General features: G+C 67.2%; 31 protein-coding genes. 2 read left to right on the top strand and 29 right to left on the bottom strand.

Annotated elements, in window-relative coordinates; genetic code table 11:
• Window positions 1–110: 110 nt before the first annotated feature.
• From IE252_RS28025 to rpsJ, 29 genes are all read right to left on the bottom strand, one after another.
• Window positions 111–1,133 (bottom strand): DNA-directed RNA polymerase subunit alpha, encoded by a 1,023-nt coding sequence (locus IE252_RS28025; protein ID WP_003956430.1) that lies wholly within the window; start codon window positions 1,131–1,133, stop codon window positions 111–113.
• Between the two features lie 125 nt (window positions 1,134–1,258).
• A complete protein-coding gene (gene rpsK, locus IE252_RS28020; protein WP_003956432.1) occupies window positions 1,259–1,663 on the bottom strand; it encodes a 30S ribosomal protein S11 in 405 nt (134 codons plus the stop codon).
• A gap of 66 nt (window positions 1,664–1,729) precedes the next feature.
• Window positions 1,730–2,110, bottom strand: a complete 381-nt coding sequence (rpsM, locus tag IE252_RS28015; RefSeq protein ID WP_101389611.1) for a 30S ribosomal protein S13 — start codon at window positions 2,108–2,110, stop codon at window positions 1,730–1,732.
• A gap of 203 nt (window positions 2,111–2,313) precedes the next feature.
• Window positions 2,314–2,427, bottom strand: coding sequence for a 50S ribosomal protein L36 (rpmJ, locus tag IE252_RS28010; protein ID WP_003956441.1), 114 nt, complete (start codon window positions 2,425–2,427; stop codon window positions 2,314–2,316).
• A gap of 28 nt (window positions 2,428–2,455) precedes the next feature.
• Window positions 2,456–2,677: a translation initiation factor IF-1 gene (infA, locus tag IE252_RS28005; protein WP_003956442.1), complete on the bottom strand. Its 222-nt coding sequence runs from the start codon at window positions 2,675–2,677 to the stop codon at window positions 2,456–2,458.
• A 175-nt stretch (window positions 2,678–2,852) separates the two neighbouring features.
• Window positions 2,853–3,698, bottom strand: a complete 846-nt coding sequence (map, locus tag IE252_RS28000) for a type I methionyl aminopeptidase (RefSeq protein WP_101389610.1) — start codon at window positions 3,696–3,698, stop codon at window positions 2,853–2,855.
• Between the two features lie 126 nt (window positions 3,699–3,824).
• The gene (locus IE252_RS27995) at window positions 3,825–4,484 is read right to left on the bottom strand and encodes an adenylate kinase (protein ID WP_190092214.1); all 660 of its coding nucleotides are present in this window, start codon (window positions 4,482–4,484) and stop codon (window positions 3,825–3,827) included.
• The gene (secY, locus tag IE252_RS27990) at window positions 4,484–5,797 is read right to left on the bottom strand and encodes a preprotein translocase subunit SecY (RefSeq protein ID WP_190092213.1); all 1,314 of its coding nucleotides are present in this window, start codon (window positions 5,795–5,797) and stop codon (window positions 4,484–4,486) included. The genes IE252_RS27995 and secY overlap by 1 nt, the downstream gene beginning before the upstream one ends.
• Window positions 5,798–6,010: 213 nt before the next feature.
• Window positions 6,011–6,466 (bottom strand): 50S ribosomal protein L15, encoded by a 456-nt coding sequence (rplO, locus tag IE252_RS27985; RefSeq protein ID WP_067163177.1) that lies wholly within the window; start codon window positions 6,464–6,466, stop codon window positions 6,011–6,013.
• Between the two features lies 1 nt (window position 6,467).
• Window positions 6,468–6,650, bottom strand: coding sequence for a 50S ribosomal protein L30 (gene rpmD / locus IE252_RS27980; RefSeq protein WP_005313525.1), 183 nt, complete (start codon window positions 6,648–6,650; stop codon window positions 6,468–6,470).
• Window positions 6,650–7,252 (bottom strand): 30S ribosomal protein S5, encoded by a 603-nt coding sequence (gene rpsE / locus IE252_RS27975; RefSeq protein ID WP_017239585.1) that lies wholly within the window; start codon window positions 7,250–7,252, stop codon window positions 6,650–6,652. Before rpsE ends, rpmD begins: the two co-directional genes overlap by 1 nt.
• Window positions 7,253–7,297: 45 nt before the next feature.
• Entirely contained in the window at window positions 7,298–7,681 is a 384-nt protein-coding gene (gene rplR / locus IE252_RS27970; protein ID WP_101389607.1) for a 50S ribosomal protein L18, read from the bottom strand.
• 3 nt (window positions 7,682–7,684) lie between these two features.
• On the bottom strand, window positions 7,685–8,224 hold the full coding sequence (gene rplF, locus IE252_RS27965) for a 50S ribosomal protein L6 (RefSeq protein WP_101389606.1): 540 nt from the start codon (window positions 8,222–8,224) through the stop codon (window positions 7,685–7,687).
• A gap of 21 nt (window positions 8,225–8,245) precedes the next feature.
• On the bottom strand, window positions 8,246–8,644 hold the full coding sequence (gene rpsH, locus IE252_RS27960; RefSeq protein ID WP_101389605.1) for a 30S ribosomal protein S8: 399 nt from the start codon (window positions 8,642–8,644) through the stop codon (window positions 8,246–8,248).
• 212 nt (window positions 8,645–8,856) lie between these two features.
• Window positions 8,857–9,042, bottom strand: coding sequence for a type Z 30S ribosomal protein S14 (locus tag IE252_RS27955; RefSeq protein ID WP_004571834.1), 186 nt, complete (start codon window positions 9,040–9,042; stop codon window positions 8,857–8,859).
• A gap of 5 nt (window positions 9,043–9,047) precedes the next feature.
• Complete coding sequence (gene rplE, locus IE252_RS27950; protein ID WP_101389604.1) at window positions 9,048–9,605, bottom strand: 50S ribosomal protein L5; 558 nt, start codon at window positions 9,603–9,605, stop codon at window positions 9,048–9,050.
• Window positions 9,605–9,928: a 50S ribosomal protein L24 gene (gene rplX, locus IE252_RS27945; protein ID WP_101389603.1), complete on the bottom strand. Its 324-nt coding sequence runs from the start codon at window positions 9,926–9,928 to the stop codon at window positions 9,605–9,607. Before rplX ends, rplE begins: the two co-directional genes overlap by 1 nt.
• Window positions 9,929–9,930: 2 nt before the next feature.
• A complete protein-coding gene (rplN, locus tag IE252_RS27940) occupies window positions 9,931–10,299 on the bottom strand; it encodes a 50S ribosomal protein L14 (RefSeq protein ID WP_053727611.1) in 369 nt (122 codons plus the stop codon).
• A gap of 98 nt (window positions 10,300–10,397) precedes the next feature.
• Window positions 10,398–10,679, bottom strand: a complete 282-nt coding sequence (gene rpsQ, locus IE252_RS27935; RefSeq protein ID WP_030026328.1) for a 30S ribosomal protein S17 — start codon at window positions 10,677–10,679, stop codon at window positions 10,398–10,400.
• On the bottom strand, window positions 10,679–10,903 hold the full coding sequence (gene rpmC, locus IE252_RS27930; RefSeq protein WP_067163159.1) for a 50S ribosomal protein L29: 225 nt from the start codon (window positions 10,901–10,903) through the stop codon (window positions 10,679–10,681). Before rpmC ends, rpsQ begins: the two co-directional genes overlap by 1 nt.
• Entirely contained in the window at window positions 10,903–11,322 is a 420-nt protein-coding gene (rplP, locus tag IE252_RS27925) for a 50S ribosomal protein L16 (protein WP_101389602.1), read from the bottom strand. Before rplP ends, rpmC begins: the two co-directional genes overlap by 1 nt.
• 5 nt (window positions 11,323–11,327) lie before the next feature.
• Window positions 11,328–12,158, bottom strand: a complete 831-nt coding sequence (gene rpsC / locus IE252_RS27920; RefSeq protein WP_101389601.1) for a 30S ribosomal protein S3 — start codon at window positions 12,156–12,158, stop codon at window positions 11,328–11,330.
• Window positions 12,158–12,505, bottom strand: a complete 348-nt coding sequence (gene rplV / locus IE252_RS27915; RefSeq protein WP_030359020.1) for a 50S ribosomal protein L22 — start codon at window positions 12,503–12,505, stop codon at window positions 12,158–12,160. The genes rpsC and rplV overlap by 1 nt, the downstream gene beginning before the upstream one ends.
• 41 nt (window positions 12,506–12,546) lie before the next feature.
• Window positions 12,547–12,828 carry a 30S ribosomal protein S19 gene (gene rpsS / locus IE252_RS27910; protein ID WP_067163154.1) on the bottom strand — a complete coding sequence of 94 codons (282 nt, stop codon included), beginning with the start codon at window positions 12,826–12,828 and terminating at the stop codon, window positions 12,547–12,549.
• A gap of 12 nt (window positions 12,829–12,840) precedes the next feature.
• Window positions 12,841–13,677: a 50S ribosomal protein L2 gene (rplB, locus tag IE252_RS27905; RefSeq protein WP_101389600.1), complete on the bottom strand. Its 837-nt coding sequence runs from the start codon at window positions 13,675–13,677 to the stop codon at window positions 12,841–12,843.
• 39 nt (window positions 13,678–13,716) lie between these two features.
• A complete protein-coding gene (gene rplW / locus IE252_RS27900) occupies window positions 13,717–14,037 on the bottom strand; it encodes a 50S ribosomal protein L23 (protein ID WP_101389599.1) in 321 nt (106 codons plus the stop codon).
• A complete protein-coding gene (gene rplD / locus IE252_RS27895) occupies window positions 14,034–14,684 on the bottom strand; it encodes a 50S ribosomal protein L4 (RefSeq protein ID WP_190092212.1) in 651 nt (216 codons plus the stop codon). The genes rplW and rplD overlap by 4 nt, the downstream gene beginning before the upstream one ends.
• Window positions 14,685–14,691: 7 nt before the next feature.
• A complete protein-coding gene (gene rplC / locus IE252_RS27890) occupies window positions 14,692–15,336 on the bottom strand; it encodes a 50S ribosomal protein L3 (RefSeq protein WP_067163147.1) in 645 nt (214 codons plus the stop codon).
• Window positions 15,337–15,350: 14 nt separating this feature from the next.
• Window positions 15,351–15,659 (bottom strand): 30S ribosomal protein S10, encoded by a 309-nt coding sequence (rpsJ, locus tag IE252_RS27885; RefSeq protein WP_003948644.1) that lies wholly within the window; start codon window positions 15,657–15,659, stop codon window positions 15,351–15,353.
• 666 nt (window positions 15,660–16,325) lie between these two features.
• Here rpsJ and drmD point away from each other — a divergent pair.
• Entirely contained in the window at window positions 16,326–19,478 is a 3,153-nt protein-coding gene (gene drmD, locus IE252_RS27880; RefSeq protein ID WP_229848826.1) for a DISARM system SNF2-like helicase DrmD, read from the top strand.
• Window positions 19,478–23,674, top strand: coding sequence for an Eco57I restriction-modification methylase domain-containing protein (locus tag IE252_RS27875; RefSeq protein ID WP_190092210.1), 4,197 nt, complete (start codon window positions 19,478–19,480; stop codon window positions 23,672–23,674). Before drmD ends, IE252_RS27875 begins: the two co-directional genes overlap by 1 nt.
• Window positions 23,675–23,695 lie beyond the last annotated feature (21 nt).

Raw genomic sequence — 23,695 nt, 5'->3', positions numbered from 1 at the left:
GGTCGCCAGTCGGAGATCCAAGCCCCCGAAGGGGCTTGGAAGGGGCGCGGGGAACTGCGCGACCAGCCACAGCCGGTCCGCAGACGCAGTACAGCCTCCCCGCGGAGCGATCAGTACTGCTCGGTCTCGACGAAACCGGCGTCCGCGTCGTCGTCGGCGCCGAAGGCGTCGGCGGCAGCGGTCGGGTCGAAGCCGGGAGGCGAGTCCTTCAGCGCGAGGCCCATACCGGCCAGCTTCGCCTTGACCTCGTCGATCGACTTCGCACCGAAGTTGCGGATGTCGAGCAGGTCGGCCTCGGAGCGGGCGACGAGCTCACCCACGGAGTGGATGCCCTCGCGCTTGAGGCAGTTGTACGACCGAACGGTGAGCTCCAGCTCCTCGATCGGCAGCGCCAGGTCGGCGGCCAGGGCGGCGTCCGTGGGGGACGGGCCCATGTCGATGCCCTCGGCGTCGATGTTGAGCTCGCGCGCCAGACCGAACAGCTCGACCAGGGTCTTACCGGCGGACGCCATGGCGTCGCGCGGGCGCATGGCCTGCTTGGTCTCGACGTCGACGATCAGCTTGTCGAAGTCGGTGCGCTGCTCGACACGGGTCGCCTCGACCTTGTACGTGACCTTGAGCACGGGGCTGTAGATGGAGTCGACCGGGATACGGCCGATCTCCTGGCCCACCTGCTTGTTCTGCACGGCGGAGACGTAGCCGCGACCGCGCTCGACGGTCAGCTCCATCTCCAGCTTGCCCTTGCCGTTGAGCGTGGCGAGGACCAGGTCGGGGTTGTGCACCTCGACACCGGCCGGGGGCGCGATGTCGGCGGCGGTGACCAGACCGGGGCCCTGCTTGCGCAGGTACATCACGACCGGCTCGTCGTGCTCCGAGGAGACGACCAGCTGCTTGATGTTGAGGATGAGGTCGGTCACGTCCTCCTTGACGCCCGGCACGGTGGTGAACTCGTGCAGAACGCCGTCGATCCGGATGCTGGTGACAGCGGCGCCCGGGATCGAGGACAGGAGGGTGCGGCGCAGGGAGTTGCCGAGGGTGTAGCCGAAGCCCGGCTCCAGCGGCTCGATCACGAACCGCGAGCGGTACTCGTCGACGACCTCTTCGGTCAGCGAAGGACGCTGAGCGATAAGCATGTGTGTTCCTTCAGTCGTGGGCGCCCACTATTTGACGCCCTCGGGGTACTACGTACAGCAAGGGTACGGGCGGCACGGCCCCGAGGAGCCGTACCGCCCGAAAACCACAGGTCAAGCGCAGTGCGTCAGACGCGGCGGCGCTTGGGCGGACGGCAGCCGTTGTGCGGCGTCGGGGTGACGTCCTGGATCGAGCCGACCTCGAGGCCGGTGGCCTGGAGGGAGCGGATCGCGGTCTCGCGGCCGGAGCCCGGACCCTTGACGAAGACGTCGACCTTGCGCATGCCGTGCTCCTGCGCGCGGCGGGCGGCCGACTCGGCGGCCATCTGCGCGGCGAACGGAGTCGACTTGCGGGAGCCCTTGAAGCCGACGTGGCCGGCGGACGCCCAGGAGATCACGTTGCCCGAGGGGTCCGTGATCGAGACGATCGTGTTGTTGAACGTGCTCTTGATGTGGGCGTGCCCGTGAGCGACGTTCTTCTTTTCCTTGCGGCGCACCTTCTTGGCAGCGCCCTGACGACCCTTGGGGGGCATCTATATCTCCTACGGGAGGTGGTCGGTCCTACAGCGAAGACCGTGTGGTCAAGCGTCCGCTGAGGACTACTTCTTGCCCGGCTTCTTCTTGCCGGCGATCGCGCGACGCGGGCCCTTGCGGGTACGAGCGTTCGTGCTGGTGCGCTGACCGTGGACCGGGAGGCCACGACGGTGGCGCAGACCCTGGTAGCAGCCGATCTCGACCTTGCGGCGGATGTCGGCCTGGATCTCGCGGCGGAGGTCACCCTCGGTGCGGAGGTTGGCGTCCACGTACTCGCGGATCTTGACCAGGTCCTCTTCGGCCAGGTCACGAACGCGGGTGTTCGGGTTCACACCGGTCGAGGAGAGGATCTCCTTGGACCGGGTGCGGCCGATACCGAAGACGTAGGTGAGTGCGATCTCCACGCGCTTTTCGCGCGGGATGTCAACACCGGAAACGCGTGCCATTCAATGGCTCCTGTGTGTTCGGGGGTCTTCCGCAGAACCACTCCCGACCGCCGACCGTCTCTGCTGAGAGGTGGTACGTCCGGGTCCCCGGCCCCCGCCGGAGGTGTCGTCAACCGTGGAAAACGGCCCGACGGGCTCTGCGTATGTACGTATTTACGTGCGTCGCGCGAAGAACTGCGTAAATGCAGGTCGGTCGGCGTGCGTCAGCCCTGGCGCTGCTTGTGGCGCAGGTTGTCGCAGATGACCATGACCCGGCCGTGACGGCGGATCACCTTGCACTTGTCGCAGATCTTCTTGACGCTCGGCTTGACCTTCATGGGATTCAGGTTCTCCGGGTCGTGAGATCTACTTGTACCGGTAGACGATCCGGCCACGCGTCAGGTCGTACGGAGAGAGCTCCACCACGACCCGGTCATCCGGGAGGATACGGATGTAGTGCATCCGCATCTTGCCGCTGATGTGCGCGAGGACCTTGTGACCGTTCTGGAGCTCCACCTTGAACATGGCGTTCGGGAGGGACTCGATCACGGTGCCCTCGATTTCGATGGCACCTTGCTTCTTGGCCACGCTTCGCCTTTCGAATCGGCTACCTTGATCGACTCCCGCGATCGTGTGCGGACACACGGGTACACGAGAGCCGACGCATCAGTCTACGTCAGGGCACCCGAAAAGACGAATCAGGGGAGTTTGCCCTCAACAGTAGATCGTTAAGCGGACAACACGGGGCACAACACGGGCCGGATCAGCCCAGCGGGTCGGGCGCCGTCGTGACCCCGTACTCCGCCAGCTTCGCCTTGCCGCAGTCCGGGGAGGTCAGGACGATCGGGCCCGCCTCGGTCAGGGCGACCGAGTGCTCCCAGTGCGAGGACCAGGTGCCGTCCGTGGTGATCACGGTCCAGTCATCCTCGAGCACCTCGGTGCGGGGCGTGCCCAGGGACACCATCGGCTCGATGGCCAGGCAGAAGCCGGGGACCAGCTTCGGGTTGTGGCGGCCGAGCAGGCGGCGCTTGTCCACGTAGTTCAGGAGGTGCGGGTCCATGTGCATCTCGGAGCCGATGCCGTGGCCGCCGTACTCCTCGATGATCCCGTACTTGCCCTTCGGCGGGCGGGGCTGGCGGCGGATGTAGCTCTCGATCGCCCGGGAGACGTCCACCAGGCGGTTGCCCTTCTTCACCGCCGCGATACCGGCCCACATCGACTCCTCGGTGACCCGGGAGAGCTCGATCAGCTCCGGAGCGTGACCGGAGCCCACGAAGGCCGTGAAGGCCGCGTCGCCGTGCCAGCCGTCGATGATCGCGCCCGCGTCGATGGAGATGACGTCGCCGTCCTTCAGGACGGTCTTCTCGTCCGGGATGCCGTGGACGACGACCTCGTTGACCGAGGTGCAGATGGTGGCGGGGAAGCCGCCGTACCCCAGGAAGTTCGACTTGGCGCCGTGTTCGGCGATCACCTTGCGGGCGACCTCGTCCAGGTCCTTCGTCGTGGCGCCGGGCACCGCCGCCTCGCGGGTCGCCGCGTGGATGGCGGCGACGACCAGTCCCGCCTCGCGCATCTTCGCGATCTGCTCGGGGGTCTTGATCTCCACCATGGCGGCTGACGCCTTTCTCAGTACGGATACGGGGGTTACGTCAACGATACGGCCACCCGGGCCCGGACACGGCAGCGGCCGCGGCGCCCGGGAGGGGCACCGCGGCCGTTCAACTGCGTACCGCGATCAGGCGGTCTTCTCGGCCTTCAGGGCGTGCATCGCGCGCTCCGTGACCTCGTCGACCTTGCCGAGCGCCGAGATCGTGACGACCAGGCCCTGGGCCCGGTAGAAGTCGATGATCGGCTCGGTCTCGCTGTGGTAGACCTCGAGGCGCTTGCGGACCGTGTCCTCGGTGTCGTCACCGCGCTGGTACAGCTCGCCGCCGCAGATGTCGCAGACACCCTCGGTCTTCGGCGCGTTGTAGGTGACGTGGAAGACGTGGGCGGAGTCGGTGCGGCAGATGCGCCGGCCGGCGATCCGCTTCACGACCTCGTCCTCGGGGACTTCGAGGTCCAGGACGGCGTCGAGCTTCAGACCGTCCGCCTTCAGCGCCTCGTCGAGCGCCTCGGCCTGCACCACGTTGCGCGGGAAGCCGTCGAGCAGGAAGCCGCCCTCGGCGTCCGGCTGCGCCATCCGGTCCTTGGCCATCCCGATGGTGACCTCGTCCGGCACCAGGTTGCCGGCGTCCATGTACGACTTGGCCTGCTTGCCCAGGTCCGTGCCCTGGCTGATGTTGGCACGGAAGAGGTCGCCCGTGGAGATGTGCGGGATCCCGAGGTTCTTGGCGAGGAACGCGGCCTGCGTTCCCTTGCCGGCACCGGGCGGCCCGACGAGGACGATTCGCATCAGCGGAGGAACCCTTCGTAATTGCGCTGCTGGAGCTGGCTCTCGATCTGCTTCACGGTCTCCAGACCCACACCCACGATGATGAGGATGCTCGTCCCGCCCAGCGGGAAGCTCTGGTTGGCCCCGAAGATCACCAACGCCATCGTCGGCACGAGCGCGATCAGTCCCAGATACAGCGACCCCGGCCAGGTGATCCGGTTGAGCACGTAGCTCAGGTACTCAGCAGTAGGTCGACCAGCCCGGATACCCGGGATGAAGCCACCATACTTCTTCATGTTGTCGGCGACTTCCTCGGGGTTGAACGAGATCGCCACATAGAAGAAGGCGAAGAACACGATCAGGAGGAAGTAGCTGATGATGTAGTACGGGTGGTCGCCCTTGACGAAGTTGTCCTTGATCCAGGTCGCCCAGCCCGAGGTCGAGTTGGAGAACTGCACGACCAGCGCCGGGATGTAGAGCAGGGACGACGCGAAGATGACGGGAATCACACCCGCCTGGTTGACCTTCAGCGGGATGTAGGTCGAGGTACCGCCGTAGGAACGGCGGCCGATCATGCGCTTCGCGTACTGGACCGGGATGCGGCGCTGCGCCTGTTCGACGAAGACCACCAGGGCGACCATGACGAGGCCGACCAGGATGACGGTGCTGAACTCGATCCAGCCCTGCGCCAGGTGCCCCTGCTTCTTGATGGCCCACAGCGAGGTGGGGAAGCTGGAGGCGATCGAGATGAACATCAGGATCGACATGCCGTTGCCGATGCCGCGGTCGGTGATGAGCTCACCGAGCCACATGACGGCGGCGGTGCCGGCGGTCATGGTGATGACCATCGTGATGGTGGTGAAGATCGAGCGGTTCGGCACGATCTCGGTGGCGACCTGGCAGCCGCTGAACAGCGCGCCGTTGCGGGCGGTGGCCACCAGGCCGGTGCCCTGCAGGATCGCCAGCGCCACGGTCAGATAACGCGTGTACTGCGTGATCTTGGCCGTGCCGGCCTGGCCCTCCTTCTTGAGGGCCTCCAGGCGCGGGATCACCACGGTCAGCAGCTGCAGGATGATGCTCGCCGTGATGTACGGCATGATGCCCAGCGCGAAGATCGTGATCTGCAGCAGCGCGCCGCCGCTGAACATGTTCACCAGGCCGAAGAGGCTGTTGCCCTGCTGGGCCTGGTCCACACAGATCTGAACGTTCTTGTAGCTCACACCGGGGATCGGGACGTGCGTCCCCATCCGGTAGAGCACGATGATGCCGAGCGTGAAGAGCAGCTTCTTGCGCAGGTCAGGCGTCTTGAACGCCTGGGCGAACGCGGTGAGCACGGTGCCTCCTGCGACCCCCGCGCTTGGTGCGAGGTGACGGTCTTGAGGATCGACGAATACGGAATGAGTCAGAGGAACCGGACGGCATACCGCACGGAAACTTAGACAGTGCACGCCACCTTACCGGCGACCCTGCCCCCCTAGGAACGACCAACCGGGGATGCCCCATTTGAGAGGGCATCCCCGGTCGGATGTTCAGGCCAACGGGCTGTCTCAGACGAGCTCGGTGACGGTGCCGCCGGCGGCGGCAATCTTCTCCTTGGCGGAGCCGGAGACGGCGTCGACCGTCACCTGCAGCGCCACGGAGATCTCGCCCTGGCCCAGGACCTTGACGAGGCTGTTCTTGCGCACGGCACCCTTGGCGACCAGGTCGGCAACGGTGACTTCGCCACCCTCGGGGTAGAGGGCGCCGAGCTTGTCCAGGTTCACGACCTGGAACTCGGTGCGGAACGGGTTCTTGAAGCCCTTCAGCTTCGGAAGACGCATGTGGAGGGGCATCTGGCCACCCTCGAAGCGCTCCGGAACCTGGTAACGGGCCTTCGTACCCTTGGTACCACGGCCGGCCGTCTTACCCTTCGACGCCTCACCACGACCCACACGGGTCTTGGCGGTCTTGGCGCCCGGGGCGGGACGGAGGTCGTGGGCCTTCAGCGGCTTGTTCTCCGCCATGTCAGTCGACCTCCTCAACCGTCACGAGGTGGCGGACGGTGTGCACCATGCCGCGGAACTCGGGACGGTCCTCCTTGACAACCACGTCGTTCAGGCGCTTGAGCCCGAGCGAACGCAGGGTGTCGCGGTGGTTCTGCTTGCTGCCGATGTACGACTTCGTCTGCGTGATCTTGAGGCGGGCCATTACGCACCCGCCCCGGCACGCGCACGAAGCAGAGCCGCGGGGGCGACGTCCTCGAGGGGCAGACCGCGGCGGGCCGCGATCTCCTCGGGACGCTGCAGGCCCTTGAGGGCCGCCACGGTCGCGTGCACGATGTTGATCGCGTTGTCGGAGCCGAGCGACTTCGACAGGATGTCGTGAACGCCGGCGCACTCCAGGACGGCGCGCACCGGGCCACCGGCGATAACACCGGTACCGGGGGAAGCAGGCTTCAGCAGGACGACGCCCGCGGCCTTCTCACCCTGGATCGGGTGCGGGATGGTGCCCTGGATGCGGGGAACCTTGAAGAAGTTCTTCTTGGCTTCCTCGACACCCTTGGCGATGGCCGCGGGAACTTCCTTGGCCTTGCCGTAACCGACACCTACGGTGCCGTCACCGTCACCCACCACGACGAGCGCGGTGAAGCTGAAGCGACGACCACCCTTGACAACCTTGGCGACGCGGTTGATCGCGACAACGCGCTCAACGTACGCGGTCTTCTCGGCGGCAGCGCCACCGTCACGGCCCTTCCGGTCCCGCCGCTCGCCGCCACCGGCACCGCTTCCGCGGCGCTGGGGTCCAGCCATTGGATTACCTCTCTCTGTTACGTCCGTTAGTCCCGGAACCGGGGCTTAGAACTTCAGCCCGGCTTCGCGGGCGGCGTCAGCCAGAGCGGCAATGCGCCCGGCGTACCTGTTGCCACCACGGTCGAACACGACGGCCTCGACACCGGCAGCCTTGGCGCGCTCGGCGACCAGGGCGCCGACCTGCTTGGCCTGCGCGGACTTGTCACCCTCGCCGCCGCGGATCGAAGCGTCCAGGTTCGACGCCGACGCCAGGGTGTGACCCTTGATGTCGTCGATGACCTGAGCGGTGATGCCGCGGTTGGAACGCGTCACGACGAGGCGCGGACGCTCCGCCGTACCCGACACGTGCTTGCGGATGCGGATGTGGCGGCGCGCCTTGGCGGCACGCTTGTAAGCGTCGCCCTTGGCGATCTTCACACCGTATGCCATGGCTTACTTACCAGCCTTTCCGACCTTGCGGCGGATGACCTCGCCGGCGTACTTGACGCCCTTGGCCTTGTACGGGTCGGGCTTCCGCAGCTTGCGGATGTTCGCCGCGACCTCGCCGACCTTCTGCTTGTCGATGCCCTCGACCGAGAACTTCGTGGGCGACTCGACCTTGAAGGTGATGCCTTCGGGAGCCTCGATGGTGATCGGGTGGCTGTATCCGAGCGCGAACTCCAGGTTGGAGCCCTTCGCCTGGACGCGGTAACCGACACCGCTGATCTCGAGCGCCTTGACGTATCCCTGGGTCACGCCGGTGATCATGTTCGCCACCAGCGTGCGGGACAGGCCGTGCAGGGCCTTGTTCTGACGCTCGTCGTTGGGACGGGTGACGTTCAGAACGCCGTCCTCGCCCTTAACAATCTCGATCGGCGCGGCAACGGTGTGGGTCAGGGTGCCCTTGGAGCCCTTGACCGTGACCGTGCGGCCGTCGATGGTGACGTCCACACCAGCGGGAACCTGGATGGGGAGCTTGCCGATTCGCGACATTAGCTTTTCCTCCGTTCCCGACTACCAGACGTAGGCGAGGACTTCCCCACCCACGCCCTTCTTCTGCGCCTGCTGGCCGGTGAGCAGACCGTGGGACGTGGAGATGATCGCCACGCCCAGGCCGCCGAGCACCTTCGGCAGGTTGGTGGACTTCGCGTACACACGCAGACCGGGCTTCGAGATCCGCTTGATGCCCGCGATGGAGCGCTCACGGTTCGGCCCGAACTTCAGGTCGAGGACGAGGTTCTTGCCGACCTCGGCGTCCTCGACCTTCCAGCCGGTGATGAAGCCCTCCTGCTGGAGGATCTCCGCGATGTGCGACTTGATCTTGCTGTGCGGCATCACGACGGAGTCGTGGTACGCCGAGTTCGCGTTACGCAGACGCGTGAGCATGTCTGCGATCGGATCAGTCATGGTCATGAATTGGCCTTCGGCCTCTCTCGCCGGGGTTTCCTGTATGCGCCATCCCTCTCCCCACTCATGGGCGGGACGGGTGCGGTGCGGGGACCTACGGCGTAGTAAGTCGTACGGGCGGCGGACGCCCAACCCTCCTAGCCTAAGCCATGGAGGGGAGGGCCTCCGCCCACCCTTTGCTTACCGAGAGACTCCGGAAAAACCCGAAATTACGGGGTTTACCAGGAGCTCTTGGTCACGCCCGGCAGCTCGCCACGGTGAGCCATCTCACGAAGGCAGACGCGGCACAGGCCGAACTTGCGGTACACGGAGTGCGGCCGGCCACAGCGCTGGCAGCGGGTGTACGCGCGCACAGCGAACTTGGGCTTACGGGCAGCCTTCGCGATGAGAGCCTTCTTCGCCATCTCGCTTACGCCTCCTTGAACGGGAAGCCGAGGTGACGGAGGAGCGCACGGCCCTCTTCGTCGTTGGTCGCCGTGGTGACCACGGTGATGTCCATACCCCGGGTACGGTCGATCTTGTCCTGGTCGATCTCGTGGAACATGACCTGCTCCGTGAGACCGAAGGTGTAGTTGCCACGGCCGTCGAACTGCTTCGGCGACAGACCACGGAAGTCACGGATACGCGGCAGCGCGAGCGACAGCGTACGGTCCAGGAACTCCCACATGCGGTCACCGCGGAGGGTGACGTGGCAGCCGATCGGCTGACCCTCACGCAGCTTGAACTGCGCGATGGACTTCCGGGCCTTCGTCACGGCCGGCTTCTGGCCGGTGATCGTGGTCAGGTCGCGGATGGCGCCGTCGATCAGCTTGGAGTCGCGGGCGGCGTCGCCCACACCCATGTTGACGACGACCTTGACGAGGCCGGGGATCTGCATGACGTTCTCGTACGAGAACTCCTCACGCAGCTTGCCCGCGATCTCCTCGCGGTACTTCGTCTTCAGACGCGGAGTCGTGGTGGTAGCCATCAGATGTCCTCACCCGTCCGCTTGGCAACGCGGATCTTGTTGCCCTCTTCGTCGAAGCGGAAACCGACACGCGTGACGACCTTGTTGCCATCCTTCTCAACGACCAGCTGGACGTTGGAGACGTGGATGGGCGCCTCGGTCGTGACGATGCCACCGGTCTGCGAACCGCGAGCGGTCTGGCCGGCCTTCGTGTGCTTCTTGACCCGGTTGACACCCTCGACCAGGACGCGGTCCTCGCGGGGGAAGGCCGCGATGACCTTGCCCTGCTTGCCCTTGTCCTTACCGGTGATGACCTGAACCAGGTCGCCCTTCTTGATCTTCATGCTTACAGCACCTCCGGCGCGAGCGAGATGATCTTCATGAACTTCTTCTCGCGCAGCTCCCGGCCCACCGGGCCGAAGATGCGGGTGCCGCGGGGGTCGCCATCGTTCTTGAGGATGACGGCCGCGTTCTCGTCGAAGCGGATGTACGAGCCGTCCTGACGACGACGCTCCTTGACGGTGCGCACGACGACAGCCTTGACGACGTCGCCCTTCTTCACGTTGCCACCGGGGATCGCGTCCTTGACGGTGGCGACAATGACGTCACCGATGCCCGCGTAGCGGCGACCGGAGCCACCGAGAACACGGATGCAAAGGATCTCCTTGGCACCAGTGTTGTCGGCGACACGCAGTCGCGACTCCTGCTGGATCACGTCTATCTCCTGATCGTCTGCCGGTTCCCGGCCGGGGCTTGATCTCTCAAGCCCCGACCGAGCCTGGCGGAACTGATCCTGAGCAAAAGCTCAGGAAATTACTTGGCCTTCTCGAGGATCTCGACGATGCGCCAGCGCTTGCTCGCCGACAGCGGACGCGTCTCCATGATGAGGACGCGGTCGCCGACGCCGGCAGCGTTCTGCTCGTCGTGCGCCTTGAGCTTGTTCGTACGGCGGATGACCTTGCCGTACAGCGCGTGCTTGACGCGGTCCTCGACAGCGACGACGACGGTCTTGTCCATCTTGTCGCTGACGACGAGGCCCTCACGGGTCTTGCGGAAGCCGCGCTCGTTCGTCTCAGTCACATTCTTCTCGCTCATCAGGCGCTCTCCACCGTCTCGATGCCCAGCTCGCGCTCGCGCATCAGGGTGTAGATCCGGGCGATGTCCTTACGGACGGACTTGAGCCGACCGTGGTTCTCGAGCTGGCCGGTCGCCGCCTGGAAGCGGAGGTTGAACAGCTCTTCCTTGGCCTCGCTGAGCTTGGCAACAAGCTCCTCGTTGCCCAGCTCGCGCAGCTCGGACGCCTTGGTTCCGGCCGACATCACGCCTCACCTGCCTCGCGCCGAACGATGCGGCACTTCATCGGGAGCTTGTGAGCAGCGCGGGTGAGCGCCTCACGAGCAATCTTCTCGTTCGGGTAGGACAGCTCGAACATGACCCGACCCGGGTGCACGTTCGCGATCCACCACTCCGGAGAACCCTTACCGGAACCCATGCGGGTCTCGGCAGGCTTCTTCGTGAGCGGGCGGTCCGGGTAGATGTTGATCCAGACCTTGCCGCCACGCTTGATGTGGCGGGTCATCGCGATACGAGCCGCCTCGATCTGGCGGTTGGTCACGTACGCCGGCGTGAGGGCCTGGATGCCGTACTCGCCGAACGCAACCGTCGTACCACCCTTGGCCATACCGCGGCGCTTGGGGTGGTGCTGCTTGCGGTGCTTGACCCTACGGGGGATCAGCATTTCGGTCAGGCCTCCGTTCCGGTGCTCTCAGCCGGAGCGGCGGCAGCGGCCTCGGCCTTGGGGGCCTCGGCAGCAACAGCCTGCTGCGGCTTGCGGCCGCGACCGCCACGCTCGCCGCCACGGCCACCACGGCCGGCCGGACGCTCGTTGCCACCACGGGCCGGGCGGTTACCCGCACGGGCCGCGGCGTTCTCGGCGCGGACCTCGGCGATGTTCTTGACGTCGCCCTTGTAGATCCAGACCTTCACGCCGATGCGGCCGAAGGTCGTCTTGGCCTCGAAGAAGCCGTAGTCCACGTTCGCGCGGAGCGTGTGCAGGGGCACACGGCCCTCGCGGTAGAACTCCGAGCGGGACATCTCGGCGCCGCCGAGACGGCCACCGCACTGGATCTTGATGCCCTTGGCGCCGGCCTTCATCGTGCCCTGCATGCTCTTACGCATGGCGCGACGGAAGGAGACGCGGGAGGAGAGCTGCTCGGCAACGGCCTGCGCGACCAGCTGAGCGTCCATCTCGGGGTTCTTGACCTCGAGGATGTTCAGCTGGACCTGCTTGCCCGTGAGCTTCTCGAGGTCGCCGCGGATGCGGTCGGCCTCGGCGCCACGGCGGCCGATGACGATGCCCGGACGCGCGGTGTGGATGTCCACCCGCACGCGGTCACGGGTGCGCTCGATCTCAACCTTCGAGATGCCGGCGCGCTCCATGCCGGACGTCATCATCCGACGGATGGCGACGTCTTCCTTGACGTAGTCCTTGTACAGCTTGTCGGCGTACCAGCGGGACTTGAAGTCCGTGGTGATGCCGAGCCGGAACCCATGCGGGTTAACCTTCTGGCCCATTACCGGGTTCCTTCCTTGCTGCTGACGACCACGGTGATGTGGCTGGTCCGCTTACGGATCCGGTAGGCACGGCCCTGAGCACGCGGACGGAACCGCTTCAGGGTCGGACCCTCGTCCACAAACGCCTCGCTGATGAACAGCGAAGAGGCGTCCGTGTGGTCGTAGTTGTGTGCAGCGTTGGCGATGGCGCTGTCCAGCACCTTGCCAACCGGCACGCTCGCGGCCTGCGGGGCGAAACGCAGGACCGCCTGAGCCTCCGTGGCATCCATGCCACGGATGAGGTCCACCACGCGGCGGGCCTTCATGGGCGTGACGCGGATGTACCGCGCCTGGGCCCTGGCTTCCATGGTTGTCCCTTCGGTGTAAGTCATAGTCGTTCCACCCCGCGTTAGCGGCGCTTCGACTTCCGGTCGTCCTTGACGTGGCCGCGGAAGGTGCGAGTCGGCGAGAACTCGCCGAGCTTGTGGCCGACCATCGACTCGGTGACGAACACCGGGACGTGGGTCTTGCCGTTGTGCACCGCGATGGTGTGACCCAGCATGCTGGGGATGATCATCGAGCGACGGGACCAGGTCTTGATGACGTTCTTGGTGCCTGCCTCGTTCTGTACGTCCACCTTCTTGATGAGGTGTCCGTCGACGAAGGGCCCCTTCTTGAGACTGCGCGGCATCTAAACCCGCTCCTAGCGCTTCTTGTTCGTCTTGCGGCGGCGGACGATGTACTTGCTCGATGCCTTCTTCGGCGAGCGAGTACGACCCTCCTTCTGACCCCACGGCGAGACCGGGTGGCGACCACCGGAAGTCTTGCCTTCACCACCACCGTGCGGGTGGTCAACCGGGTTCATCGCGACACCGCGGACGGTCGGGCGAACGCCCTTCCAGCGCATACGGCCGGCCTTGCCCCAGTTGATGTTCGACTGCTCGGCGTTGCCGACCTCGCCGATCGTGGCGCGGCAGCGGGCGTCGACCAGCCGGATCTCGCCGGACGGCATACGAAGGTGGGCCATCGTGCCCTCCTTCGCGAGCAGCTGCACGGAGGCACCGGCGGAGCGGGCGAACTTGGCGCCACCACCGGGACGGAGCTCGATCGCGTGGATCGTGGTACCGACCGGGATGTTGCGAAGCGCCAGGTTGTTACCGGGCTTGATGTCGGCGGCCGGGCCGTTCTCGACACGGTCGCCCTGGCTCAGGCCACGGGGGGCGATGATGTAGCGCTTCTCGCCGTCCGCGTAGTGCAGGAGCGCGATGCGCGCGGTGCGGTTGGGGTCGTACTCGATGTGAGCGACCTTCGCCGGCACGCCGTCCTTGTCGTGACGACGGAAGTCGATCACTCGGTAGGCGCGCTTGTGGCCACCGCCCTGGTGGCGGACGGTCACACGACCGGTGTTGTTACGGCCGCCCTTGCTGTGCAGGGGGCGGACCAGCGACTTCTCCGGCGTGGACCGCGTGATCTCGACAAAGTCGGCGACGCTGGAGCCACGACGGCCCGGAGTCGTCGGCTTGTACTTGCGGATACCCATTTCTCAGTCCTCGTCCGATATTCGGACCAGGGCGCTCCGTTAGGAGGCCTGGCCGAAGATGTCGATACGGTCGCCCTCAGCGAGGGTCACGATGGCGCGCTTCGTGTTGGCACGCTTGCCGAAACCGGTCTTGGTGCGCTTGCGCTTACCCTGACGGTTGATCGTGTTGACCCCGGTGACCTTGACCGAGAAGACCGCCTCGACGGCCTGCTTGATCTGGGTCTTGTTGGCGCCGGGCGCGACGATGAACGTGTACTTGTTCTCGTCCAGCAGCGCGTAGCTCTTCTCGGAGACGACCGGCTTGATCAGCAGGTCGCGCGGGTCCGTGAAGGTCTTGCTGGTAACGGTCGCCGACATCAGGCGTCGCTCCCTTCGGTCTCAGCGGTCTGGGGGCCAGACACGAAGGACTCGAAAGCGGCCTGGGTGAAGACCACGTCGTCGGAGACGATCACGTCGTACGTGTTCAGCTGGCCCGGCTCCAGGATGTGCACCTGGGGCAGGTTGCGGGCGGACAGCCACGCGGCCTCGTCGGCGCGGTCGACGACCAGGAGCAGGTTCTTGCGCTCCGAGATCTTGCCGAACAGCGTCTTGGCGGCCTTGGTGGACACCGCACCGTCGACCACGCCGGTGACGACGTGGATACGGGAGTGGCGCGCCCGGTCGGAGAGGGCACCGCGCAGGGCGGCGGCCTTCATCTTCTTGGGGGTGCGCTGCGAGTAGTCGCGCGGCACGGGACCGTGCACGACGCCACCACCGGCGAACTGCGGCGCGCGGGTCGAACCCTGACGGGCGCGGCCGGTGCCCTTCTGGCGGTAAGGCTTCTTGCCACCACCACGGACTTCACCGCGGGTCTTGGTCTTGTGCGTGCCCTGGCGGGCAGCCGCGAGCTGAGCGACGACGACCTGGTGGATCAGCGGAACGCTGGTCTTCGCGTCGAAGATCTCCGCGGGGAGCTCGACGGTCCCGGCCTTGTCGCCAGCCGGCGAAAGGATGTCAATGGTGCTCATCGGTTCCTCAAACCCCCTTGGCCGCAGTACGGACCAGGACGAGGCCACCGTTGGGGCCGGGGACGGCGCCCTTGATGAGCAGCAGACCCTTCTCGGCGTCAACGGCGTGGACGGTCAGGTTCTGGGTGGTCACACGCTCGTTGCCCATGCGACCCGCCATGCGGAGGCCCTTGAACACACGGCCAGGGGTGGCGCAGCCACCGATGGAACCGGGCGAGCGGTGCTTGCGCTGGGTACCGTGACCGGCGCCCAGGCCCTTGAAGTTGTGACGCTTCATGACACCGGCGAAGCCCTTGCCCTTGCTCTTGCCCGTGACGTCGACCTTGACGCCGGACTCGAACACCTCGGCAGTGATCTCCTGGCCCAGCGTGTACTCGCTGGCGTCAGGGGTGCGGAGCTCCACCAGGTGGCGGCGCGGGGTCACGTCGGCCTTGGCGAAGTGGCCCTTGAGGGGCTTGTTCACCTTGCGCGGGTCGATCTCGCCGAAGGCGATCTGGACCGACTCGTAGCCGTCGACGTCGTTGGTGCGAACCTGCGTCACGACGCACGGCCCGGCCTTGACGACGGTGACCGGAACAACGCGGTTGTTCTCGTCCCACACCTGCGTCATGCCGAGCTTCTCGCCCAGGACGCCCTTGATGTTCTTGCTCATCTCGGCCCGTCCCTTCAGAGCTTGATCTCGATGTCGACACCGGCCGGGAGGTCGAGGCGCATGAGCGAGTCAACCGTCTTCGGCGTGGGGTCGAGGATGTCGATGAGCCGCTTGTGCGTGCGCATCTCGAAGTGCTCGCGAGAGTCCTTGTACTTGTGCGGCGACTTGATGACGCAGTACACGTTCTTCTCAGTGGGCAGCGGCACCGGGCCCGCGACCGACGCACCAGTGCGGGTCACCGTCTCGACGATCTTCTTCGCCGAGGAGTCGATGACCTCGTGGTCGTAGGCCTTGAGCCGGATGCGGATCTTCTGTCCCGCCATGGCTACCTAGTAGTCCTTTGTCTCGTAACGCTCTGGAACCCGGGGGTTCTACCGACTCTGTCTCCGACCCACGCGGTCGGGCGTGTCGCACTCCCTCTACGCAGAAATCCCATAGGGATTTCCCAACCAAGGGGATGCGGGCCGTGGGACCGCGCTGTGCTCAATGAAGAGCGTGCTCAGTGAAGAGCAGTCGGGGGCAGAACACCCACCGGGCGCCTGGCTGGAGCCCCGCTGACACTTCCCGGAAGATTCCCGTACGTCCGCCCCAGCGCTGCCGCAGGCGGCAGATAGGGCGACGAGTACTGTGGGACTCGCTTCCAGTCCTCCCGGCGGGAGGCGCGCAGCATCGGCACTCAACCGAGCAACCCCGACAGTCTGCCATACGGGGACCTGGCCTGGCCAATCGAGCCGAGGATCGTACCCCACGTCACAGGGGGCTATGCGCGGGGGCGATCCCGCCCTCCGGTCAAGACTTCTCGGAGTCAGCGCTATCAGCCTTGGGACCACGCGCCCTCCGCCTAAACTCCGATGAGGCACGGAGCAGGCGTACCCAGCGGGGATCAGGGGGGCGGAAGTGTGATGACCTCACAGTCGGAGGGGCTGCGGGATGTGCCGTCTGGGCCTCCCGCCCCCGGCCAGCGCGTCACAGTACGTAACCGGCCATGGGTGGTCACCGACGTCCTCCGCTCCACCGCCGCCAGCGACGATCCTGCACGCGCCGCAGAAGCCGCCACCAGCCACCTGATCACGTTGTCCTCACTGGAGAGCGACGGCCGGGACGAGGAGCTCCGGGTGGTGTGGGAGCTGGAGCAGGCGACGGACGTCCACGACCAGTACGAGCTGCCCTCTCCCCGTGACGGCTTCGACGAGCCGGGACGCCTGGACGCTTTCCTGGACGCCGTGCGCTGGGGAGCCATCGCCTCCGCCGACAAGACGGCCCTCCAGGCGCCGTTCCGCTCCGGTGTCGAGATCCAGGACTACCAGCTGGACCCGGTGGTCCGTGCCCTGTCCATGCCGCGTACGAACCTGCTGATCGCGGATGACGTCGGTCTGGGCAAGACCATCGAGGCCGGTCTGGTGATGCAGGAGCTGATGCTGCGCCACCGCGCCCGTTCCATGCTGATCGTCTGCCCCGCCGGGCTGACGCTCCAGTGGCGGGACGAGATGCGGGACAAGTTCGGCCTGGACTTCCGGATCGTCAACACCCGGATGCTGCGCGACCTGCGCCGCTCGGCCGGGCTGTACGCCAACCCATGGACCCACCACCCGCGCCTGATCGTCTCGATCGACTGGCTGAAACGCGAGCGGCCGCTGCGGATGCTGCGCGAGCTGCTGCCGCCGGTGCCGGAGTACCCCCGGGCATTCGATCTGCTGGTGGTGGACGAGGTGCACACCTGTGCTCCGTCGGGCAACGGGAAGTACGCGGTCGACTCGCAGCGCACCCGAGCTGTGAAACTGCTCGCGCCGCACTGCGAGCACCGTCTCTTCCTCTCCGCGACCCCGCACAACGGCTACCTGGAGTCCTTCACCGCGCTCCTGGAACTCCTCGACGACCACCGGTTCGCCAGGGGCATCAAGCCCTCCGACGAGCAGCTCCGCCGGGTGATGGTGCGCCGCATGAAGTCGGACCTGCCTCCGCTGTGGAACGGCAAGCCCCGCTTCCCCCGGCGGGTGCCGCACGCCCTGGAGGTCGAGTACAGCGACGCGATGCGGGAGGCGTACACCAAGCTGGCGGAGTACGCGCGCTCGCGCCGGGACGGGCAAGGTGGCGGGAAGGCGGGCCGGACCGCCTCCGACTTCGTGACGACCCTGCTGAAGAAGCGCTTCCTGTCGTCGCCGAAGGCGTTCGCGGAGACGATCAGCACCCACCTCAAGACGATGACGACCCGGCACGCCGGGCCGGAGGAGGAGACCGCCCCGAGCGTCCGTGTGCTGCGGCCCCTGATCGACGGGATCGAGGAGGCCGAGGAGGAGGACGAGCAAGAGCAGGCCGAGGCGGCGACGCGGGCCTTCACCGCCGCCCGCCAGGCCATGCGTCCGCTCTCCGACCGCGAGCACACGCTTCTCAAGGAACTGGACGTCTGGGCGATCGACGCCGGGAAGCGCTCGGACGCCAAGTTCGCCCGCTTCCAGGAGTGGCTGGACAAGATCGTCTGCCCGGACGGCCCGCTCGGCGAGTGGAAGCCGGAGCGGGTCATCGTCTTCACCGAGTACCGCGACACCCAGCGCTGGCTGTACGGGCAGCTGATCGCCGCGGGGTATCCGGCCGACCGCATCGCCCAGCTCTACGGCGGCCAGGACCAGGAGGAGCGAGAGCGCGTCAAGCAGGTCTTCCAGGAGAGTCCCGACCTGTCCCCCGTCCGCATCCTGCTCGGCACCGACGCGGCCAGCGAGGGCATCAACCTCCAGGCGCACTGCCATCGGGTGCTGCACTGGGAGATCCCCTGGAACCCCAACCGCCTCGAACAGCGCAACGGCCGTGTGGACAGGCACGGGCAGAAAGCCGACCAGGTGGACGTGTTCCACTTCGTGCCGCAGGGCTGGCAGGGCTTCGACCCGGCGCACGACCACCAGACGGACTCGGGCTACGAGGACGGCGCCCTGGAGGACGAGCTGCACTTCCTCGCCGTGGCCGCCCGCAAGACCGAGCGCATCCGCGAGGACCTGGGCAGCGCGGGCGAGGTGATCGCCTCGCAGGTCGAGCAGAAGATGCTGGGCCGGCGTTCGAACTGGACCACCGCCGACGCCGAGATCACCAAGCGGTCCGGGAAGGCCGTCCTGAAGGTGGAGCGCGACCTCGCTCGCGATCTGGAGCGCCTGGTGGACACCCTCTCGGACAGCCGCCACCAGCTCCACCTGCACCCGGAGACCGTCGAGCGGGTCGTCCGTACGGGCCTGCTGCTGGCCCACCGCAAGGACCTCACCGAGGTCCCCGACCCCAAGCCGGACCGGGCGGCCCGCTGCTTCCGGCTGCCGGAGCTGCCCGGCGCCTGGGCACGCGCCCGCAACGACGGCCTGCGCCACCCGCTCACCGGCAAGGAACGCCCGGTCGTCTTCGACGAGGCGGAGGCCCGCGACCGTACGGACGTAGTGCACCTGCACCTGGGCCACCGCCTGGTGCAGATGTGCCTGCGGCTGCTGCGCGCCGAGCTGTGGTCGAGCGGTGCGGGCGCCCACCTGTCCCGGGTGACGGCCCGGGTGGTGCCGGACGGAGTGCTGCGGCAGCCGGCGGTGGTCGCGCACGGCCGGGTGGTGATCACCGGCAGCGGCGGGACGCGGCTGCACGAGGAGGTGATCACGGCGGGCGGCCTGATCGAGGGCGGCAAGTTCGTCGCCGCCAAGATGGAGGACGTCGACGGATGGCTGGCCGAGGCGACGGACGAACTGCCCGCCGAAGCCGTACGGACCGAGTTGACCGACCTCTGGCCCCAGCTGGAGGAGCGTCTCGCCCGCGCCCTGAACACCCGCGCGAACCGGCGCTTCCGCTCCCTTCAGACAGTGCTCGCCGAGCGCTGTGAGGAGGAGGTCGAGGGCATGCGTGCGGTCCTGGAGGACCTCGGCCGCTCGATCCGGGACCGGCTGGACGACACGGGACACTGGCAGCAGGAATCGCTCTTCGACGTCGACGACGAGCGCCGCCAGCTGCGCGCGGACCGCGAGGCGCTGCTGGAGCGGCTCCGGCGGCTGCCGGACGTGACCGAGGCGGAGACCGCCGCGCTGCGCCGCCGCTGGTCCGATCCCTCGGACCGCTGGTTCCCGGTCGCCGTGACCTTCCTCGTCCCCCGTTCCCTCTCACCCGCCCACCAGGAGCACCGCTGATGCCGCCCGCCGCCCGTACGCCGAGGAAGGTTCCGCCGAAGGGCTCGGTCCCCACCCCCGCCGAGCAGCACGAGGACTGGCTGCGGCTGCTGCGCCCCGACGGCCCGTTCGTGTCGCTGCCGGTGCTGGTCGGCGCCTTCCCGCAAGGCCTGGACACGATCCCGCCGGAGACGTGGGGGAGGCTGCGGCAGGCGTGGGCGGAGGTCCAGGAGGACCCCGCGCCACTGCGGGCCGCGTGGGAGAAGTTCGTCCTGGCCGAGCTGCTCGGCTGGCGGGCGCCCGGTCTGCGCGAGGGCGCGGCGATTCCCGACTACTTGCGCGCCGGCGCGAACACGCCCGACGCGGTCCTGCTCGGCCCCGGCCTGTCCGGCGGCCTGTCCCCGCGCGCCCTGTTCTTCCGTACGGACGACTGGGCGGGCCCCCTCAACCGCCCGCGTGGCGAACAGCCCGGCCTCGCCGACCAGGCGGCCGAGCTCTGCCGCGCCCGCGACGTGCCGCTGGCGCTGCTCACGAACGGCCGCGAGTGGGCCCTGGTCCACGCCCGTCCGAAGGAGGCGACGACGGTCGCCGTCTTCGACGCGGACCTGTGGACCGAGGAGCCGATCCTCGCCCGCGCCTTCGCCAGCCTGCTCACCGCGAGCCGGGTGGTCCGCCCGCCGCTGGACGCGGAGGGCAAGCCGACCGACTCGACGGCGGGCCTGTTCGCCCGCACCGCCGAGGCCCAGGCCGACGTCACGGACACGCTGGGCCGCCAGGTGCGGGAGGCGGTGTCGCTTCTGGTCGCAGAACTGTCCCGACTGGACAGGGAGTCACGAGGCGAGCTGCTGCGGGACGTGCCCGCCAAACAGGTCTACGAGGGCGCGCTCACGGTCATGATGCGCCTGGTCTTCCTCCTCTACGCCGAGGAGCAGCGCCTGCTGCCCTCCGGGGAGGAGCTGTACAGCAAGTCGTACGCCGTGGGCCCCCTGCACAACGAGCTCGCGACGGCGCAGAGCCTGCACGGCGACGAGCTCGGCGACCGGGTCGAGGCGACCTGGCCGCGCCTTCTCGCCGTGTTCGCCGCGATCCACGGCGGCAGCACGCACGACCAGCTGTGGATCCCGCCGTACGGCGGCTCGCTCTTCGACCCGTCCCGCTTCCCCTGGCTGGTCCCTGCCAAGGTGACCGACCGGGTGGTGTACGAGATCCTCGACGCCCTCCTCACCCTGCGCGCCCGCAAGGGCTTCAAGGGCAAGGAGCGCCTGTCGTACAAGGGCCTGGACGTCGAGCAGATCGGCCATGTGTACGAGGGTCTGCTGGAGTACGGCTGCCACTGGACGGAGGAGCCGTACGTCGGGGTCTCCTTCGGGCGGGACAGGAAGTACGAGGCGGTACTGCCGCTGGCGCGCCTGGAGGAGTGGGCGGCGGCCGGGACGCTCGCGGAACAGGTAGCGGAGGCGACGGGCACGAAGTCGGCCACGGTGACGGCGGCGCAGGCCAAGTCCTCCGGCGCGGTGACGGTCGAGCTGGAGACAGCGTGCGGCAGTGACGTGGCTCTGGTGGAGCGGGCGGCCGCGTTCTCCGGCCTGTACGGCATCGACCTGCGCGGCGAGCCGAAGGTGTGGCCGGCGGGTTCGGTCATCGTGGTCCGCTCCGGCAATCGCCGGGACACGGGCACGCACTACACGCCGAAGGCGCTGGCGGAGGAGGTCGTGGAGCACACGCTGGCTCCGCTGTGCTTCTCGCCTGGCCCGGCGGAGGGTGCGGAGCGGGGTGTGTGGCAGCCGAAGAAGGCCGAGGAGCTGCTGAAGCTCCGGGTTCTGGACCCAGCGATGGGTTCCGGGGCGTTCCTGGTGTCGGCATGCCGGTACCTGTCGGACCGGGTGGTGGAGGCGTGGCTCCGGGAGGACGAGCTCCCGCCGGAGATCGCGCGGGACGTGGACCGCGACGACCATGAGCAGCTGCACCAGATCGCCCGGCGGTTGGTGGCCGACCAGTGCCTGTACGGCGTGGACCGCGACCCCATGGCCGTGGAGCTGGCCAAGCTGTCGCTGTGGCTGGTGACGCTGGCCAAGGGGCGGCCGTTCTCGTTCCTGGACCATGCGTTGCGGTGCGGGGACTCGCTGGTGGGGGTCATCGACGTACGACAGGTCCGGCAGTTCCATCTGGACTGGCAGGACCGGCAGTTGAGCGCGGAGGTCGCGCGGGCGCTGGAGGGTACGGAGGACCTGCTGTCGCGGGCGGCCGAGCTGCGGCGGCAGATCGAGTCGACCGCGGTGACGGATATCCGGGTGGTGCGGGACAAGGCAGACCTGCTGACGAAGGCGGAGGCGCTGAGCGGAAAGCTGCGGCTGGCCGCGGACGCGGTGGTGGGCGCTGCGCTGGCCGCCGAAGGCATCTCCGACGAGGAGGCATCCGAGATCTCCGGCGAGGAGAACATGGGCGGGGCGCGGGGGGCTGCGCGGTTCCGTGACGCCAAGGAGGACGCGAAGAGCCGGGCCTATCGGTACCGCCTGGAGGCTGTGGCGGGGCTGGTGGCTACGGCCCTCGGGGAGGGCGACGGGGCCGAGGAGGCGGGGGCTCGGGCTCGGGAGATTGTGGAGGGGTGGCTGAAGGGGCCTCGGGCTGAGGCGGTTCGGCCGTTGCATTGGCCGTTGGAGTTTCCTGAGGTTATGGGGGTGGGGGGCTCCAGCGGGTTTGATGTGGTGGTGGGGAATCCGCCGTTTCTCGGTGGCAAGAAACTGACCGGTGCTTTGGGTCAGGATTATCGGGAGTACCTCGTCAATCGGTTGGCGGGTGGCACGCGCGGACACGCGGACCTGTGTGCGTACTTTCTGCTACGGAACCTGTCCATCACACCAAAGCGGCGCACTGGAATCATCGCCACGAACACGATCGCGCAGGGCGACACACGCGAGGTCGGGCTGGATCGGGCTACGGCGGACGGGTGGACTGTGTACCGGGCCATCAAGTCCCAGCCCTGGCCAGGCACTGCTGCACTTGAGGTCTCCCTGCTCTGGCTAGGCGGAGGCATCGGGAACGGCGAGACGCCTGTGCTGGATGGGCAGGAAGTGCGGGCGATCACGCCGAACCTTGACCCGGCAACGCGGGCGAGCGGCCAGCCGTTCCGTCTGGTGGCCAACGAGAACCAGTCGTTTCAGGGGTCGATCGTGCTCGGTATGGGCTTCGTTCTCAGTCCGGACGAGGCTCAAGAACTCATCGCGAAGGACCCGAGAAACGCGGAGGTCTTGTTTCCTTACCTCAACGGGGAGGATCTGAATCAGCGCCCCGGAGCCAAGGCCAGTAGATGGGTGATCAACTTCCACGACTGGTCTGAGGGGCAGGCCGCCGAATACACGGACGTATTCGCCATAGCAGAACGCGAAGTCAAGCCGGTTCGTCAGCGGCAGAAGGACGACGGCTCCTATGTCCTACGCAAACCGCTACCACAGCGGTGGTGGCAATACGCGGACAAGCGACCGAACATGGTGGCCGCAATCGCGGATCTGGAGCAGGTAGTCGTCATCGCCCTTGTCAGCAAGACCGCCATGCCAGTGCGGCAGCCCACGGGGCAGGTCTTTTCCCACATGCTCGGAGTGTTCGCCACTGACTCGGCAGCGGAGCTGGCCTTGCTGTCCAGCTCCATCCACTACTGGTGGGCCATCCAGCGGGCATCAAGCCTGAAAGGGGATCTTCGGTATACCCCCTCCGACGTCTACGAGACCTTTCCGCGCTCTCACCAAACGCCGCGCCTCCACTCGGCCGGGGAAACGCTGGAGACTGCTCAGCGAGTTTCCATGTCCAGCCATGGCATCGGCCTCACAACCCTATACAACCGCGTGCACAGTGAGTCCAAAACCGACGCCGACACCCAGGCCGTTCGGGACGCCCATGTCGAGGTGGACCAGGCGACGGCCGAGGCCTACGGCTGGACCGACCTCAATCTGAAGCACGGCTTCTACGAAACCCGCCAGGGCCCACGCTTCACCATCGCCCCGGACGTCCAGACCGAGATCCTGGATCGTCTCCTTGAGCTGAACCACGCCCGCTACAAGGAAGAAATGGAGAAGGGCCTGCACACGCCGGAGGCCAAGCGGCGCCGCGCTGCCGCCCGGAAGGCCAAGGCGAAGGCTCGGGCCGCCGCGCGCACCCCCAAGACTGCCCCGGAGAACTTCGACGACGGCGGGCTCTTCCCTGAGCCGGACGCCCTGTTCTGAGCCGTACGACAACGCCCCGCG

Origin of the sequence: Streptomyces melanogenes (genome assembly GCF_014649795.1) — a bacterium.
GTDB lineage: Bacteria > Actinomycetota > Actinomycetes > Streptomycetales > Streptomycetaceae > Streptomyces > Streptomyces noboritoensis.
Note: the sequence above shows the minus strand (reverse complement) of the source record. Positions and strands in the feature narration are given on the sequence as shown.